Origin of the sequence: Streptomyces sp. NBC_00209, assembly GCF_045206345.1 — a bacterium.
GTDB lineage: Bacteria > Actinomycetota > Actinomycetes > Streptomycetales > Streptomycetaceae > Streptomyces.
The window spans coordinates 4,479,976-4,496,241 of sequence record NZ_CP108121.1; the positions used below are offsets into that span (position 1 = coordinate 4,479,976).

The following is a 16,266-nucleotide window of genomic DNA, read 5'->3' on the forward strand; positions in this document are numbered from 1 at the left end:
GCCGACAGCCGTTACGCTGGACCCGTGGCAGTCGTCGATATTTCCGAAGAGCTGAAGTCCCTCTCCTCGACCATGGGGTCGATCGAGGCCGTCCTGGACCTGGATGCGCTGAGGGGGGACATCGCCGTGCTCGAGGAGCAGGCGGCCGCCCCGTCCCTGTGGGACGACCCCGAGGCGGCGCAGAAGATCACCAGCAAGCTTTCCCACCTCCAGGCCGAGGTCCGCAAGGCCGAGGGCCTGCGCGGCCGGATCGATGACCTCGAAGTCCTCTTCGAGCTCGCCGAGGACGAGGGCGACGCCGACGCGCTCGCCGAGGCGGAGACCGAGCTGGAGTCCGTCCGCAAGGCGCTGGACGAGATGGAGGTCCGCACCCTTCTCTCCGGCGAGTACGACGCCCGGGAGGCGCTGGTCACCATCCGCGCCGAGGCCGGCGGCGTCGACGCGGCGGACTTCGCCGAGCGCCTCCAGCGGATGTACCTGCGCTGGGCCGAGCGGCACAACTACAAGACCGAGGTCTACGAGACGGCGTACGCGGAAGAGGCCGGCATCAAGTCGACCACCTTCGCCATCGAGGTGCCGTACGCCTACGGCACGCTCTCGGTCGAGCAGGGCACCCACCGCCTGGTGCGCGTCTCGCCGTTCGACAACCAGGGCCGCCGCCAGACCTCCTTCGCGGGCGTCGAGGTGCTGCCCGTGGTCGAGCAGACGGACCACGTCGAGATCGACGAGTCCGACCTGCGCGTCGACGTGTACCGCTCGTCCGGCCCCGGCGGCCAGGGCGTCAACACCACGGACTCCGCGGTGCGTCTGACCCACCTGCCGACCGGCATCGTCGTCTCCTGCCAGAACGAGCGCTCGCAGATCCAGAACAAGGCGTCCGCGATGAACGTCCTCCAGGCGAAGCTGCTTGAGCGCCGCCGCCAGGAGGAGCAGGCCAAGATGAACGCCCTCAAGGGCGACGGCGGCAACTCCTGGGGCAACCAGATGCGCTCGTACGTCCTGCACCCGTACCAGATGGTCAAGGACCTGCGTACGGAGTTCGAGATGGGCAACCCGGAGGCGGTCTTCAACGGCGAGATCGACGGCTTCATCGAAGCCGGCATCCGCTGGCGCAAGCAGAACGAGAAGTAGTCCCCGGGCCGGACACCCCGCTCGGCCCGTCGAACAGGAACAGGGCAAGGACGAGGTCGGCGCTACACGGTCTGGTGGGCCAGGAGGGCCAGGGCGGCCACGAGCACCACGAGGAGCGCGGCGAGCGCCGCCGGGCTGATCCCGGCGAAGGGCCCCTGGCCCTGCTCCCGCATCCGCTCGCGGCTCGCCCGGCACACGGGGCAGCGGCCCTCGGTGACGGGCGCCGCGCAGTTCGCGCATACCAGTCGGTCGTAGGTCATGCGCTTTCCTCCTTCCGCGCGGCGGAGCCGCACAAGCCATCTCTCCGCACAACGCTCACGGAAACGCGACCGTTCCCCTACCACTGTGCCAGCTCGTGGCGCATTCGGCCGCCCCGCCGGTCACACCCGGGTCCCTTCCCCGCCGGGCCGCCCCGGAATCGGGGCCGTTTCACCGTAAATCACCCATCCCGGTATGCGTGCCTGCACGGCTCAGCCCGGTTCGCGTATGGTCACGCTCACCTACTCCCGGCCGACCGTGGTGCATTCGTGATCCGATTCGACAACGTCTCCAAGACCTACCCGAAGCAGAGCCGTCCCGCTCTCCGGGAGGTGTCGCTCGACATCGAGAAGGGCGAGTTCGTCTTCCTGGTCGGCTCGTCCGGCTCCGGCAAGTCCACCTTCATGCGGCTCATCCTGCGCGAGGAGCGCGCCAGCACGGGCGCCGTGCACGTCCTGGGCAAGGACCTCGCGCGCATGTCCAACTGGAAGGTGCCGCACATGCGCCGCCAGCTGGGCACCGTCTTCCAGGACTTCCGCCTGCTGCCCAACAAGACCGTCGCGCAGAACGTGGCGTTCGCCCAGGAAGTGATCGGCAAGCCGCGCGGCGAGATCCGCAAGGCCGTGCCGCAGGTCCTCGACCTCGTCGGACTCGGCGGCAAGGAGGACCGGATGCCGGGCGAGCTGTCCGGCGGTGAGCAGCAGCGCGTGGCGATCGCGCGGGCCTTCGTCAACCGGCCCATGCTGCTGATCGCCGACGAGCCGACCGGCAACCTCGACCCGCAGACCTCCGTCGGCATCATGAAGCTGCTGGACCGGATCAACCGGACCGGCACCACCGTGATCATGGCGACCCACGACCAGAACATCGTCGACCAGATGCGCAAGCGCGTCATCGAGCTGGACAAGGGCCGTCTCGTACGCGACCAGGCGCGCGGCGTCTACGGCTACCAGCACTGAGCACCCAGCACTGAAAGGACGCCATGCGCGCCCAGTTCGTCCTGTCGGAGATCGGCGTCGGCCTCCGTCGCAACCTCACGATGACCTTCGCCGTCGTCGTCTCCGTCGCCCTCTCGCTCGCCCTGTTCGGCGGCGCGCTGCTCATGCGCGAGCAGGTCAGCACGATGAAGGACTACTGGTACGACAAGGTCAACGTCTCCATCTACCTCTGCGGCAAGGGCGACGCGGAGACGGTGGTCCAGTGCGCCAAGGGTGCGGTCACCAAGCAGCAGAAGGACCAGATCGAGAGCGATCTCAACAAGATGGACGTCGTGGAGAAGGTGATCTACGAGTCCAGCGACGAGGCGTACAAGCACTACCAGGAGGAGTTCGGCGACTCCCCGATGGCCGGCAACATCACGCCGGACCAGATGCCGGAGTCCTTCCGGGTCAAACTCCATGACCCCACCAAGTACAAGGTCGTCGCGACCGCCTTCGCCGGGCGGGACGGGGTCCAGTCGGTCCAGGACCAGAGAAGCATCCTGGACAACCTCTTCGGACTGATGAACGGCATGAACGTCGCCGCGCTGTTCGTGATGGCGCTGATGCTCGTCATCGCGCTGATGCTGATCGTCAACACCGTGCGCGTCTCCGCGTTCAGCCGGCGCCGGGAGACCGGGATCATGCGGCTCGTCGGCGCCTCCGGCTTCTACATCCAGGCGCCGTTCATCATGGAGGCCGCCTTCGCCGGTCTGATCGGCGGTGTGCTGGCCTGCGTCATGCTGCTGGCCGGGCGCTACTTCCTGATCGACGGCGGTCTCGCGCTCAAGGACAAGCTGAATCTGATCGACTTCATCGGCTGGGACGCGGTCCTCACCAAGCTGCCGCTGGTGCTGGCGATCGGTCTGCTGATGCCCGCCATTGCCGCTCTCTTCGCGCTGCGCAAGTACCTGAAGGTGTGATGTGTGCCCCGTGAGGTGCACGCCCAACGTCCCCTGCGCCCCCGGGGCGTTGTCCTAGAATCGGCGCCATGTCGGACCCCGGATGTCGCATCGGGCCCCGCGGTCTGCGCCGCGGGGCGGCCCTGACGCTGGTCTTCGCCGGCGTCCTCGCCACCGGGGCCGCGACCGGCGCGCTGCCCCGCGGCGAGGCGCAGGAACCCCCGGTGCACCCCCGGTCCGTGGCCGCCACCGCCGACCGCGACGAGGTGGCCGAGGCCGCCGCCGACGCGGTCGCCGACGGCAAGTCCGGTACGGAGGCGGCCGAGGAGGTCGTCAGCCGCAGCGGCGACCGCTGGGGCGCGGTCTACGACGAGCGCGAGTACCAGGAGTTCGAGGAGTCCCTCGGCGGCACGTACACCGGGGTCGGCCTCGCCGCCCGGCGCTCCGCCGACGGCCGGGTCGCCGTCGCCCGCGTCCAGCCCGGCAGCCCCGCCGACCGCGCGGGCATCCGCTCCGGCGACCTGTTCCGCACCATCGACGGCCGCCGGGTCGACCGGCTGCCCGTCTCCGACGTGGTGGCCCTGCTGCGCGGCGACCGCACCGGCGCGAAGGCCGGGAGCACGGTCAGCCTCGGCGTCCGCCGGGGGACCGCCACCCGGACCGAGACGCTGAGCCGGGCCCGGCTCACGGTCGAGTCGGTGACCGTGCGCAGGGTCGGGGCGCAGCGCTCGGGTCCGTCCGGGGCGGTGCGCATCGCGGTCGCCTCGTTCACCAAGGGCTCGGGGGCGGCCGTGCGCGACGCGGTCCGGGACGCGCCCGCGGGCGCCGCGGTGCTGCTGGACCTGCGGGGCAATCCGGGCGGGCTGGTCACCGAGGCGGTCACCGCGGCCTCCGCCTTCCTGGACGGCGGCCTGGTCGCCACGTACGACGTGCACGGAGAGCAGCACGCCCTGTACGCCAAGTCGGGCGGTGACACCGGGCGCCCCGTCGTCGTGCTGGTCGACGGGGGGACGATGAGCGCGGCCGAGCTGGTGACGGGGGCGCTCCAGGACCGGGGCCGGGCGGTCACGGTCGGCTCGCGGACCTTCGGCAAGGGCTCCGTGCAGATGCCGAGCAAGCTGGCGGGGGGCTCCGTGGCCGAGCTGACCGTCGGCCACTACCGGACACCGGCGGGCCACGGGGTCGACGGCAAGGGCATCACACCGGACCTCGCGGTGAGCTCCCAGGCCCAGGAACGGGCCGAGACGGTATTGAGTGGCCTCGGGGGTGGGTCGTAGTGCGAAAATGGCCGCACTATGGCTAAGGAAAAGGACACCGGGCGCAAGCTCATCGCGCAGAACAAGAAGGCGCGCCACGACTACACCATCCTCGACACCTACGAGTGCGGGCTCGTGCTCATGGGGACCGAGGTCAAATCGCTGCGCATGGGCCGGGCGTCGCTGGTCGACGGCTTCGTCCAGATCGACGGCGGCGAGGCGTGGCTGCACAACATCCACGTCCCCGAGTACGTCCAGGGCACCTGGACCAACCACTCCGCCAAGCGCAAGCGCAAGCTGCTGATGCACCGGGCCGAGATCGACAAGCTGGAGTCGAAGTCGCAGGAGACCGGCCACACCATCGTGCCGCTCTCGCTGTACTTCCTGAACGGCCGGGTCAAGGCCGAGATCGCGCTCGCGAAGGGCAAGAAGGAGTACGACAAGCGGCAGACGCTGCGCGAGAAGCAGGACACCAGGGAGACGAACCGCGCCGTCGCGGCGGCCCGCCGCCGTCAGCGGAGCGCCTGATCCGGACCCGGCGCCCCGCCGCCGGCCCCTCCGGCAGGAATACGCTGGCATCGTCGTGCGTTGGTCACGTACGATGGCAGCACACCCCACGGAGGGTGTGGCACCACCTTGAAAAAACAACATGGGGATGATCGGTTTCGACAGCGGATGTCGAAGCAGGGGAAGCGAGTCGAGGAAGCGGCAATGATCTCGTAAACCATATGTCGCAACCAATAATCGCCAATTCCAAGCGCGATTCCTCCGCCTTCGCCCTCGCTGCCTAATTAGCAGCTAAGCGAAGACTCTGCGGAGTGTCAGCCCGGGGGTGATCCCGACCCGGATCCTGGCATCATTCAGGGATCTAAACTTCTGAGTCCGGTCACGGGTCTCAGAAGGAAATCAAACAGTGACTGGGCCTGTCGGAGGCTTGTCCGCGTGACCTCCGAGGCCGAGAAAAGCGTAGCGGACTGCACTCGGAGAAGCCCTGGTTCCGCACCGTTGGACGCGGGTTCGATTCCCGCCATCTCCACAATTCCCATGTGGGCGAGGACCCCGCTGCCACCCGGCAGCGGGGTCCTCGTCGTTTCTGCGTCCGGTGTGCCGGGAGGCCGGGCGTGCGCTACATTCATGGACCGGGTGCACTGTGGTAGGGGGCGCGTGGACAGGGTGGGGGCCCGTCCGGCGGCACACAACCGGTCAGTTGCGCGCACCCGATCCTGAGTGGGGGAAGTGCGTACAACAGTGGAAACTTGGCGTGAAGGTGCCCATGCGGGGCACACACACGAGCCGAACGAAGTCACCATCCAGCTGGACGGAATCGGACGGCAGCTCTCCGAGCTGCTACCGGAACCATCCGCTCCGGACGACTCCGACGGCCCCGTCTTCGTGGACGAGAGCGGGCGGCGCGGCAAGACGCTGCGCCGCCTCGGCTGGGTCCTGGCAGCGGTCTTCGTCTGTTACGCGACGACCCTGGTCGTCGCCGTGCTCGGCGGCAACTCCAGCGCCCCCGTACTCCCGCTGACCGGTCAGGAACAGCAGGTCACGGACACCACCGGGAACGAATCGACGGCCCCGGACGCCGGGCTTCCCACCGGCGGGTCCCCGGCTCCCGCGCAAGAACAAGAAGGCGCCGACTAGATGACCACCCCTGCCCCCCGGGGCAGGCGCAACTCCCACAGGAAGAAGCAGACCCGCCGGCGCAGACTTCCCATGCGCTACATGCTGCCGCTCCTGTTTCTCGTTGCCCTGCTCGCCATGCTGATGCTGCGTGGCTACGTGCACAGCGAAATCCTCGCCGACTTCCGCATCCGGCCCCCCGTCGCGACCGACCGGGTGCCCGAGCAGGTGCTGGACGGCGGGCCGGTCATCGACGCGCGGTCCACCACCGAGCCAGCGAAGACCCTGCGCATCCCGGACCACCGGATCGTACTGACCTTCGATGACGGCCCGGACCCGGAGTGGACGCCGAAGGTGCTGGACGAGCTGAAGGAGTACGGCGCCCACGGCGTCTTCTTCGTCACCGGCACCATGGCCTCGCGCTACCCGGACCTGGTCGAGCGCATGGTCAGGGAGGGGCACGAGGTCGGGCTGCACACCTTCAACCACCCCGACCTCTCCTACCAGTCCACCAGCCGCATCGACTGGGAGCTGTCCCAGAACCAGCTGGTGCTGGCCGGTGCGGCGGGCATCCGCACCTCGCTCTTCCGGCCGCCCTACTCCTCGTTCGCCGACGCCATGGACAACAAGTCCTGGCCGGTCACGCAGTACATCGGCAGCCGCGGCTACCTCACCGTCGTCAACAACACGGACAGCGAGGACTGGAAGCGGCCGGGCGTCAGGGCGATCATCAAGCGGGCCACGCCCAAGCACGGCAAGGGCGCGATCATCCTCATGCACGACTCCGGGGGGAACCGGTCCCAGACCGTCACCGCCCTCGGGAAGTTCCTGCCGAAGATGCAGAAGCAGGGGTACACGTTCGACAACCTCACCGACGCCCTCGGCGCACCCAGCGCGCACTCCCCGGTCACGGGTTTCGACCTGTGGAAGGGCAAGGCGTTCGTCTGGGCCGTGGGCGTCTCGGAGCACATCACCGATGTGATGGTGGCCGGGCTCGCGGTGATCGGTGTGCTGGTCTTCGCCCGCTTCGGGCTGATGCTCGTGCTGTCCTTCGTCCACGCCCGCCGGGTCCGCGGACGCGACTTCAGCTGGGGCGAACCCGTCACCCGCACGGTGACCGTCCTGGTTCCCGCGTACAACGAGAAGAAGTGCATCGCGAACACGGTGCGTTCGCTCCTGGCAAGTGACTATCCGGTCGAAGTCATCGTGATCGACGACGGTTCCACGGACGGCACCGCGGACATCGTCCAGCGGATGCGGCTGCCCAACGTCCGGGTGGTGCGCCAGCGCAACGCGGGCAAGCCCGCCGCGCTGAACAACGGCATCGCGCACGCCCGCAACGACATCATCGTGATGATGGACGGCGACACGGTCTTCGAGCCGACCACCGTCCGCGAACTGGTGCAGCCCTTCGGCGACCCGCGCGTCGGAGCCGTCGCCGGCAACGCCAAGGTCGGCAACCGCGACTCGCTGATCGGCGCCTGGCAGCACATCGAGTACGTGATGGGCTTCAACCTCGACCGCCGCATGTACGACGTGCTGCGCTGCATGCCCACCATCCCCGGCGCGGTCGGGGCCTTCCGGCGCGAGGCGCTGGAGCGGGTCGGCGGCATCAGCGAGGACACCCTCGCCGAGGACACCGACGTCACGATGGCCCTGCACCGGGACGGCTGGCGCGTCGTCTACGCGGAGAACGCCCGCGCCTGGACCGAGGCACCGGAGACCGTGCAGCAGCTCTGGTCGCAGCGCTACCGGTGGTCGTACGGCACCATGCAGGCGATCTGGAAGCACCGCAGGGCGGTCGTCGAGCGCGGGCCCTCGGGCCGGTTCGGCCGCGTCGGACTGCCGTTCGTCTCGCTGTTCATGGTCGTCGCCCCGCTGCTCGCCCCGCTCATCGACGTCTTCCTGCTGTACGGGCTCGTGTTCGGGCCCACCGAGAAGACCGTCGGCGCGTGGCTCGGCGTCCTCGCGGTGCAGCTGGTGTGTGCCGCGTACGCCTTCCGGCTCGACCGGGAGCGCATGACCCATCTGCTCTCGCTGCCCCTCCAGCAGGTCCTGTACCGGCAGCTCATGTACGTGGTGCTGCTCCAGTCCTGGATCACCGCTCTCACCGGCGGCCGGCTGCGCTGGCAGAAGCTGCGTCGTACCGGGGTCGTGGAGGCGCCCGGCGCGATGCCGTCCCCGCGTGCGCGCACCCAGGACCGGAGGCCCGTCGCATGACCTATCCGAGCGGACCTCCCGCGTCCCCGCACCCGCCGCAGGGCAACGAACAGACCATGGCGCTGCGGGTGGTGCTGCCCGCCCCCGTGCCCCCGCCCGAGCCGGCCGCCACCGTCGCGTCCGCCCCGGCCAAGGCCGGCCGGGACCGCTATCTCGACCTGCTGCGGGCCGTAGCGCTCGTCCGGGTCGTCGTCTTCCACCTCTTCGGCTGGGCCTGGCTGACCGTCGTCTTCCCGTCCATGGGCGTCATGTTCGCCCTGGCCGGATCGCTCATGGCCCGGTCGCTGGCCCGGCCCGCGTGGAGCGTGATCCGGAGCCGCGTCCGCAGGCTGCTGCCGCCGATGTGGGCGTTCTGCGCCGTCGTCGTGCCCATGGTCTTCCTGCTCGGCTGGAAGCCGGTGCGCGAGGAGGGCATCTGGTGGTTCCTCAAGCTGGGCTGCTACATCCTGCCGATCGGCACCCCGCCCTTCCCCTGGGAGAACGGCTCCGAGGGCGGCTGGCTGGAAACCTCCTGGGCCGAGCAGGGCATCGGGCCGCTCTGGTACATCCGCGCCTACCTGTGGTTCGTGCTGGCCTCCCCGCTGCTGCTCAAGGCGTTCCGGAAGCTGCCCTGGGCGACGCTGCTCGCCCCGATCGGACTCACCGCCGTCATCGGCACCGGACTGGTCACCGTGCCGGGCACGGCCGGTGAGGGCCTGGTCGACTTCGCGGTCTTCGGCTCCTGCTGGATCCTCGGCTTCGCGCACCACGACGGGCTGCTGAAGACCGTCCCGCGCTATCTCGCCGTGTCGCTGGCCGCGATGCTGATGGCCTTCGCGCTGTGGTGGGGGGCCCACCACCTCACCGAGGAGGGCTGGAACCTGGACGAGATCCCGCTCGCCCAGGCCACCTGGTCGCTCGGGTTCTGCATGATCCTGCTCCAGTACGCCCCCTCCTGGCGGGAGCTGCCGGGCCGGCTGGCCGGGTGGGACAGCCTGGTCACCCTCGCCAACAACCGGGCGGTGACCATCTACCTGTGGCACAACATGCTGCTGATGGCCACCTTCCCGATCATCGACCTGCTCTGGGACGTGCCCTGGGTCGGCGACCACCTCGGCACGTACATCGACCGCGCGAACAACGCCCTCGCGCTGATCATCGTCTGGCCGCTGATCGGGCTGGCGATCCTCGCCGTCGGCTGGGTCGAGGACCTCGCCGCCAGGCGCCGCCCGAGGCTCTGGCCCAACGGCTCCGCCCGCGCCCGTACGTAACCGCGCGCTCACCGGGCCGGCTCCGGCCCGGTGAGCGCAAGGTTGCCCACAGGTCACCTCGCGGCACGGCACCGAAACGCGCGCTTCCTAGGTTCGGGACGACACCCCGACCACCCGTGGAGGCGCGTGATGGCAGGCCGTTGGATCGAGCACTGGGACCCGGAGGACGAGACCTTCTGGCGGGACACCGGCGAGCGCGTCGCCCGCCGCAACCTCTGGTTCTCCGTCCTCTCCGAGCACATCGGCTTCTCCATCTGGACCCTGTGGTCGGTGATGGTGCTCTTCATGGGGCCCGAGTACGGGATCGACCCGGCCGACAAGTTCTTCCTGATCTCCACCGCGACCCTGGTCGGGGCCGTCGTCCGGGTGCCGTACACCTTCGCGGTCGCCCGCTTCGGTGGCCGGAACTGGACGGTGTTCAGCGCGCTCACCCTGCTCGTCCCGACGATCGCCGCCCTCGTCGTGATGGAGCCGGGCACCTCGTACGGCACCTTCCTCGCGGTGTCCGCGCTGACCGGCATCGGCGGCGGGAACTTCGCCTCGTCCATGACGAACATCAACGCCTTCTTCCCGCTGCGCAGGAAGGGCTGGGCGCTCGGGCTCAACGCGGGCGGCGGCAACATCGGCGTGCCCGTCGTGCAGCTGGCCGGCCTCCTGGTCATCGGGACGGCCGGGGCCACGCACCCCAGGATCGTGCTCGCCGCGTACATCCCGCTGATCCTGCTCGCCGCCGGATGCGCCGCGCGCCACATGGACAACCTGGCGCCCGTGCGCAACGACACCGGGGCCGCGAAGGAGGCGGTGCGCGACCGGCACACCTGGATCATGGCGGTCCTCTACGTCGGCACCTTCGGCTCCTTCATCGGCTACAGCTTCGCCTTCGGGCTCGTCCTCCAGACCCAGTTCGGACGGACCCCGCTCCAGGCGGCCTCGCTCACCTTCATCGGCCCGCTCCTCGGCTCGCTGATCCGGCCGGCCGGCGGCTGGCTCGCCGACCGGTACGGCGGGGCGCGCATCACCCTCGTCAACTTCGCCGCCATGGCCGCCGCGACCGGCGTCGTCGTATACGCCTCCCGGATCGCCTCGCTGACCGTGTTCCTCGTCGGCTTCACCGCCCTGTTCGCGCTGTCCGGGCTCGGCAACGGGTCGACGTACAAGATGATCCCGGGCATCTTCCACGCCCGGGCCGTCGCCCAGGGGCTGCGCGGCGAGGAGGCCGCGGCCCGGGGGCGGCGGATCTCCGGGGCCGCGATGGGGCTGATCGGCGCGGTGGGCGCGCTCGGCGGGCTCGCCATCAACCTCGCCTTCCGGCAGTCCTTCCAGACCTCGGGCGCGGGCACGGCCGCCTTCTGGTCCTTCCTCGCCTTCTACGCGGTGTGCTCGGCGCTCACCTGGTCGGTATACCTTCGCCGCGCCGCGGCCGTACCGGCGCGGCCCCGGCTCGGCCATGCCGGGGTGTGATGATGGACGGGCGGTGCCGGGCGACGTAACGAGCGGGAAATACAGCTGAACCGGGTCTGTCACGCGGCGTTGGCAGGCTCGGTCCTCCGCACCATCGAGCAGCAGCGGGACGAGAGCCGGGTAGACCTCATGCACGACGGACAACACGACGGCCGACAGCCGGACGACGCACCGCACGGGCCCCTCGCGGGCTTCACGGTCGGGGTCACCGCCGCACGCCGGGCGGAGGAGCTGGGCACGCTGCTGCGGCGCCGGGGCGCCACCGTGGTGCACGCGCCGGCCCTGCGGATCGTGCCGCTCGCCGACGACGGCGAACTGCTCGCCGCGACCGAGCAACTGGTCGCCGACAAGCCCGACGTGGTCCTCGCCACCACCGCGATCGGCTTCCGCGGCTGGATCGAGGCGGCCGACGGCTGGGGCATCGGCGACCGCCTCCTGGAGACCCTGCGCGGGGTCGAACTCCTGGCGCGCGGCCCCAAGGTGAAGGGCGCGGTCCGCGCCGCCGGGCTGACCGAGGCGTGGTCCCCGGCCTCCGAGTCCATGGCGGAGGTCCTGGAACGGCTCCTGGAGGAGGGCGTACAGGGCCGCCGCGTCGCGCTCCAGCTGCATGGCGAACCCCTCCCCGGCTTCGTGGAGGCGCTGCGCGAGGCCGGTGCCGAGGTGGTCGGCGTCCCCGTCTACCGCTGGATGCCGCCGGAGGACATCGCGCCCCTGGACCGGCTCCTCGACCTCACCGCCGCCCGCGCCCTGGACGCGCTGACCTTCACCAGCGCCCCGGCGGCGGCCTCGCTGCTCGGCCGCGCCGAGGAACGCGGACTGCTCACCGAGGTCGTCACGGCGCTGCGCGGCGATATCGTGCCGGCCTGCGTCGGACCGGTCACCGCCGTGCCGTTGCAGGCGCGCGGAATCGACACCGTCCAGCCGGAGCGCTTCCGGCTCGGCCCGCTCGTCCAGCTGATCTGCCGCGAACTGCCCGCCCGCGCCCGTACGCTGCCCGTCGCCGGACACCGCGTCGAGATCCGGGGCCACGCCGTCCTGGTGGACGAGGAACTGCGCGCGGTCCCGCCCGCCGGGATGGCCCTGCTGCACGCCCTGTCCCGGCGTCCCGGCTGGGTGGTCTCGCGCGCCGACCTGCTGCGTGCCCTGCCCGGCAGCGGCACCGACGAGCACGCCGTCGAGACGGCCATGGCCCGCCTTCGCACCGCGCTCGGGGTGCCCCGGCTGATCCAGACGGTCGTCAAGCGCGGCTACCGGCTGGCGCTCGACCCGGCGGCGGACGCGAAGTACGCGGGGGCCTGAAGGCGCTGTGCCGACCGGGGCCCGATAGCGTGCCGGGCATGATCGATGACGCCCATCCGCTCGTCGCGGGGATACGGCTGCGCCCCGCCAGGCTGTCCGACGCCGCCTCCCGCGCCGAGGCGCTGACCCGCAGCCGTGCGTACATGCGGCCCTGGGAGCCCGTGCGCCCCGAGTCCTTCTACACCGAGGAGGGCCAGCGCGAGCGGCTGGCCGGGCTGCTGGAGGAGCGGGAGGCGGGGCGCGTGATGCCCTGGGTGGTGTGCGACGCCGAGGACCGGGTGGTCGGCGGGTTCAACCTCAACGCCATGGTGTTCGGCGCCTTCCACAGCGCTGTCCTCGGCTACTGGGTGGACGTGGAGCTCGCGGGCCGCGGGGTGGCCACGGCCGCCGTGCGCAGGATCTGCGAGCTGGCGCGGGACGAGCTGCGACTGCACCGGATCGAGGCGTGCACGGTGCTGGCCAACACCGCGTCCCAGCGGGTCCTCGCCAAGTGCGGGTTCGAGGAGTTCGGGACTGCCCCGGGCTATATGCACATTGACGGCGAGTGGCGCGACCACCGCCTCTTCCAGCGTCTCCTGCACGACGGCCCGGCGACGGGGATCGTCTAGGGCCTGTTTTCAGACTGCCGCAGACGGCAGTCTGAAGACAGGCCCTGGACCGGGCGCGTGTGGAGGTGGCCCTCGCGCGGCCACGGCGGGGCCGGGGGCAGCACCCCGGTGAGCGCGTACCCGGCCTTCTCCGCGACCCGGCACGAGGCCGCGTTGTCCACCTGGTGCAGCAGTTCGAGGCGTACGAGCCCGGCCCCGGCGAACGTCTCGGACGCCCAGCCGGACAGCGCTTCGAGGGCGCGCGGGGCGATGCCCCGGCCCCGGGCGGGCGCGACCGTCCAGTAGCCCACCTCCGCCGAGGGCGCGCCGGGCTCCGGGAACGACAGGGCGACATGGCCCACCGGGCCCGCCCCTGGGGCCTGTCCGGCGGATCATGGCCGGGGTCGCGGCGTCTGGCACGGCACCTCGCCGCGTTGCCGAAACGCCCGAATAACTCCGCTATTAGGACGCTCCGGCGCCTTGCGATGCACCGCACCAGACGCCGCGACCTACCCGACCCTGATCCGCCGGACAGGCCCCAGCTCCGGGTCCACCACCGCGAAGCTGTGCCGCAGCCCGGTGGCCCGGCCCTCCTCCTGGGCCCGCAGCCAGTGAGAGGCCGCCTCCTCGTCCGCCACCGGCGCCCGCGATCCGGCCTGCACGGCGGGGTCGCGGTAGGCGTCGAGGAGCACCCCCAGATCGCCCGGCCGCCAGGGGCGCAGCACCAGAGAGCCGGCCGGCGGACGGGCATCGCGCGCATGGGCGTTCATCGGCTCATCGTACGAGTGGGTGCGAACGGCCCCCCGGCAGGTGCGCGAAGGGCCCCCGTCGCATAAGGTTGACGGCTGCCCAATGCACGTCAGAAGGGGGCCTCGGTGGCCGCGCAGGATGCCGCTGTCGATTCGACGCGGGACCGGGAAATCGGTGTCGAGCAGGTACATCTCGACCGGGTGTACCACCGCCTTGAGGAGAAGATCCACGAGGCGGAATTTCTCATGGACGACGCCGTCAAACGCGGCCAGGTCGGGACGCCGGGGGCGCTCGCCGAGCGCGACGCCCAGGTGTTCCGCGCCGGAATCCACCTCAACCGGCTGAACAACGAGTTCGAGGACTTCCTCTTCGGGAGGATCGACCTCCTGCTCGGCAAGGACGGCGAACGCGGCCCGGACGGCGCGTACACCTCCGTCGAGCCCGCCGACGACGTCGTGCGCGAGGACGACACCGCGGACATCGCCGAGACGCTGCACATCGGCCGGATCGGGGTCCTCGACTCCGACTACGCGCCGCTCGTCATCGACTGGCGCGCCCCGGCCGCGGCCCCGTTCTACCGCTCCACGCCCAAGGAGCCGGGCCGGGTGGTCCGCCGCCGCGTCATCCGCTCCAAGGGCCGCCGGGTCCTCGGCGTCGAGGACGACCTGATGCGCCCCGAGCTGACCGCCCACCTGGACGGCGAGACGCTCCCGGTCGTCGGCGACGGTGCCCTGATGGCCGCGCTCGGACAGGCCCGCAGCCACACCATGCGGGACATCGTCTCGTCCATCCAGGCCGAGCAGGACCTCGTCATCCGGGCCCCCGCCGCCTCCGTCACCGAGGTCTCCGGCGGCCCCGGCACCGGCAAGACCGCGGTCGCCCTGCACCGTGCCGCGTACCTGCTCTACCAGGACCGGCGGCGGTACGCGGGCGGCATCCTCGTCGTCTCGCCGACGCCCCTGCTGGTGGCGTACACCGAGGGCGTGCTGCCCTCACTCGGCGAGGAGGGCCAGGTCGCGATCCGCGCGGTCGGCTCGCTCTCCGACGACGCGGCGGGGCCCGCGGGCGCCACCGCTTACGACGAGCCGGCCGTGGCCCGGATCAAGGGCTCCTCGCGGATGCTCCCGGTGCTCCGCAAGGCGGCACGCGGCGCGCTGGAACAGCCCGCGCCCCGGACCGCCTCCGCCGCCGGCGGGCAGTTGGAGTTCGGTGAGGCCGAGGAGGCCCCGCAGCCCGCCGGCACGCCGACCCGGCTGCGCGTGGTCGCGTTCGGTGCCCGGGTCGAGCTCCAGGAGGACGAGCTGCGGCGCATCCGCAACAACGTCCTCGGCGGGACCGCCCCGGTCAACCTGCTGCGCCCGCGCGCCCGCCGGCTGCTGCTCGACGCGCTGTGGAACCGCTCCTCCGGCCGGGGCCGCTACACCGACCCGGAGCTGGCGGCGGAACTGCGTACCTCCTTCGACGAGGACGTGTCCACGGAGACCCCGTTCATCGAGTTCCTGAACGCCTGGTGGCCCGAGCTGACCCCGCGCGGGGTGCTCGCCGCGATGGCCGACGAGAAGCGGCTCGCCCGGTGGGCGCGGCGCACGCTCAACCAGGGCGAGGTGCGCCGGCTCGCGCGCTCCCTGAAGCGCCTGGACGCCGCCGGACAGGGGCCGCTCTCCGTGCACGACGTGGCGCTCCTGGACGAGCTGCACACGCTGCTCGGCACCCCGAGCCGCCCCCGGCGCAAGCGCGAGGCGGACCCGCTGGACCAGCTCACCGGCCTGGAGGAGCTGATGCCCCGCCGCGAGGAGACCCAGTGGGAGCGCGCCGAACGGCTCGCCGCCGAGCGCACCGAGTACGCCCACGTCATCGTGGACGAGGCGCAGGACCTGACGCCCCTGCAGTGGCGGATGGTCGGCCGGCGCGGCCGGCACGCCACCTGGACCATCGTCGGGGACCCGGCGCAGTCCTCCTGGTCCGACCCGGACGAGGCGGCGGCCGCCCGTGACGAGGCGCTGGGCAGCCGCCCGCGCCGGAACTTCACGCTGACCGTCAACTACCGCAACCCGGCCGAGATCGCCGAGCTGGCCGCGAAGGTGCTGGCCCTCGCCATGCCCGGCATGGAGTCCCCGGCCGCCGTCCGCTCCACGGGCGTGGTCCCGCGCTTCGAGACCGTACGCGACGGCGACCTGGCCGGGACCGTGCGCGAGGAGGCGCGGCGGCTGCTCGCCGAGGTGGACGGCACGGTCGGCGTCGTCGTGGCGATGAACCGGCGGGCCCAGGCCCGCGCGTGGCTGGCGGAGCTGGGTGACCGGGTGGTGGCGCTCGGCAGCCTGGAGGCCAAGGGCCTGGAGTACGACGCGACGGTGGTCGTCTCGCCGGCCGAGATCGCGGACGAGTCCCCGGCCGGGCTGCGCGTGCTGTACGTGGCGCTGACCCGGGCGACCCAGCAGCTGACCGTGGTGTCGGGGGAGCGGGACCTGCCGGACGAGGACGGGGTGCCGGACCTGCTCAGGGACTGAGGGAGGGGGCGCGCGCGGGGGGCGTTTCCGGTCAACCCGCGCCGC

Annotated in this window: 14 protein-coding genes, 1 other RNA gene and 1 pseudogene; 13 read left to right on the top strand and 3 right to left on the bottom strand. The window is 71.3% G+C overall.

The window, feature by feature from the left end; translation table 11 throughout:
* Window positions 1–24: 24 nt before the first annotated feature.
* A complete protein-coding gene (gene prfB, locus OG867_RS20375) occupies window positions 25–1,131 on the top strand; it encodes a peptide chain release factor 2 (protein ID WP_328900423.1) in 1,107 nt (368 codons plus the stop codon).
* A 62-nt stretch (window positions 1,132–1,193) separates the two neighbouring features.
* On the opposite strand, the gene OG867_RS20380 is transcribed toward prfB, so the two are convergent.
* Window positions 1,194–1,391 (bottom strand): hypothetical protein, encoded by a 198-nt coding sequence (locus OG867_RS20380; RefSeq protein ID WP_328900422.1) that lies wholly within the window; start codon window positions 1,389–1,391, stop codon window positions 1,194–1,196.
* Between the two features lie 267 nt (window positions 1,392–1,658).
* On the opposite strand from OG867_RS20380, the gene ftsE reads away from it, so the two are divergent.
* From ftsE to OG867_RS20435, 11 genes are all read left to right on the top strand, one after another.
* The gene (ftsE, locus tag OG867_RS20385) at window positions 1,659–2,348 is read left to right on the top strand and encodes a cell division ATP-binding protein FtsE (RefSeq protein ID WP_328900421.1); all 690 of its coding nucleotides are present in this window, start codon (window positions 1,659–1,661) and stop codon (window positions 2,346–2,348) included.
* Between the two features lie 23 nt (window positions 2,349–2,371).
* Entirely contained in the window at window positions 2,372–3,289 is a 918-nt protein-coding gene (ftsX, locus tag OG867_RS20390; protein WP_328900420.1) for a permease-like cell division protein FtsX, read from the top strand.
* Between the two features lie 68 nt (window positions 3,290–3,357).
* Window positions 3,358–4,545, top strand: coding sequence for a S41 family peptidase (locus tag OG867_RS20395; RefSeq protein ID WP_406287284.1), 1,188 nt, complete (start codon window positions 3,358–3,360; stop codon window positions 4,543–4,545).
* 18 nt (window positions 4,546–4,563) lie between these two features.
* A complete protein-coding gene (smpB, locus tag OG867_RS20400; protein ID WP_093708601.1) occupies window positions 4,564–5,052 on the top strand; it encodes an SsrA-binding protein SmpB in 489 nt (162 codons plus the stop codon).
* A gap of 123 nt (window positions 5,053–5,175) precedes the next feature.
* Window positions 5,176–5,563: a transfer-messenger RNA gene (gene ssrA, locus OG867_RS20405) on the top strand.
* A gap of 209 nt (window positions 5,564–5,772) precedes the next feature.
* On the top strand, window positions 5,773–6,168 hold the full coding sequence (locus tag OG867_RS20410; protein ID WP_406287288.1) for a hypothetical protein: 396 nt from the start codon (window positions 5,773–5,775) through the stop codon (window positions 6,166–6,168).
* A 72-nt stretch (window positions 6,169–6,240) separates the two neighbouring features.
* Window positions 6,241–8,367, top strand: coding sequence for a glycosyltransferase (locus OG867_RS20415; RefSeq protein WP_406291078.1), 2,127 nt, complete (start codon window positions 6,241–6,243; stop codon window positions 8,365–8,367).
* Entirely contained in the window at window positions 8,364–9,617 is a 1,254-nt protein-coding gene (locus tag OG867_RS20420) for an acyltransferase (protein ID WP_328900416.1), read from the top strand. Before OG867_RS20415 ends, OG867_RS20420 begins: the two co-directional genes overlap by 4 nt.
* 129 nt (window positions 9,618–9,746) lie before the next feature.
* Window positions 9,747–11,078: a nitrate/nitrite transporter gene (locus OG867_RS20425; RefSeq protein WP_406287290.1), complete on the top strand. Its 1,332-nt coding sequence runs from the start codon at window positions 9,747–9,749 to the stop codon at window positions 11,076–11,078.
* A gap of 129 nt (window positions 11,079–11,207) precedes the next feature.
* Window positions 11,208–12,377, top strand: coding sequence for a uroporphyrinogen-III synthase (locus tag OG867_RS20430; protein ID WP_328900414.1), 1,170 nt, complete (start codon window positions 11,208–11,210; stop codon window positions 12,375–12,377).
* Window positions 12,378–12,415: 38 nt separating this feature from the next.
* Entirely contained in the window at window positions 12,416–12,985 is a 570-nt protein-coding gene (locus OG867_RS20435) for a GNAT family N-acetyltransferase (RefSeq protein WP_406287294.1), read from the top strand.
* On the opposite strand, the pseudogene OG867_RS20440 reads toward OG867_RS20435, so the two are convergent.
* Both OG867_RS20440 and OG867_RS20445 read right to left on the bottom strand, forming a co-directional pair.
* Window positions 12,982–13,338: pseudogene (locus OG867_RS20440) on the bottom strand (GNAT family N-acetyltransferase); the annotation flags it as partial. The gene OG867_RS20435 and the pseudogene OG867_RS20440 sit on opposite strands and share 4 nt — an antisense overlap.
* 135 nt (window positions 13,339–13,473) lie before the next feature.
* Window positions 13,474–13,734 carry a GNAT family N-acetyltransferase gene (locus OG867_RS20445; RefSeq protein WP_406287296.1) on the bottom strand — a complete coding sequence of 87 codons (261 nt, stop codon included), beginning with the start codon at window positions 13,732–13,734 and terminating at the stop codon, window positions 13,474–13,476.
* 105 nt (window positions 13,735–13,839) lie between these two features.
* Between OG867_RS20445 and OG867_RS20450 the strand changes: the two genes are divergently transcribed.
* Entirely contained in the window at window positions 13,840–16,221 is a 2,382-nt protein-coding gene (locus tag OG867_RS20450; RefSeq protein WP_406287298.1) for a HelD family protein, read from the top strand.
* Window positions 16,222–16,266: the final 45 nt, after the last annotated feature.

What these genes read in the sequence shown, in the direction of transcription:
- OG867_RS20420 (WP_328900416.1), top strand. Translation starts at nt 8,364, where the DNA reads ATGACCTATCCGAGCGGACCTCCCGCGTCCCCGCACCCGCCGCAGGGC.
- OG867_RS20430 (WP_328900414.1), top strand. Translation starts at nt 11,208, where the DNA reads ATGCACGACGGACAACACGACGGCCGACAGCCGGACGACGCACCGCAC.
- OG867_RS20395 (WP_406287284.1), top strand. Translation starts at nt 3,358, where the DNA reads ATGTCGGACCCCGGATGTCGCATCGGGCCCCGCGGTCTGCGCCGCGGG.
- OG867_RS20435 (WP_406287294.1), top strand. Translation starts at nt 12,416, where the DNA reads ATGATCGATGACGCCCATCCGCTCGTCGCGGGGATACGGCTGCGCCCC.
- ftsX (WP_328900420.1), top strand. Translation starts at nt 2,372, where the DNA reads ATGCGCGCCCAGTTCGTCCTGTCGGAGATCGGCGTCGGCCTCCGTCGC.
- OG867_RS20445 (WP_406287296.1), bottom strand. Translation starts at nt 13,734, where the DNA reads ATGAACGCCCATGCGCGCGATGCCCGTCCGCCGGCCGGCTCTCTGGTG.
- smpB (WP_093708601.1), top strand. Translation starts at nt 4,564, where the DNA reads ATGGCTAAGGAAAAGGACACCGGGCGCAAGCTCATCGCGCAGAACAAG.
- OG867_RS20425 (WP_406287290.1), top strand. Translation starts at nt 9,747, where the DNA reads ATGGCAGGCCGTTGGATCGAGCACTGGGACCCGGAGGACGAGACCTTC.
- OG867_RS20380 (WP_328900422.1), bottom strand. Translation starts at nt 1,391, where the DNA reads ATGACCTACGACCGACTGGTATGCGCGAACTGCGCGGCGCCCGTCACC.
- OG867_RS20415 (WP_406291078.1), top strand. Translation starts at nt 6,241, where the DNA reads ATGCGCTACATGCTGCCGCTCCTGTTTCTCGTTGCCCTGCTCGCCATG.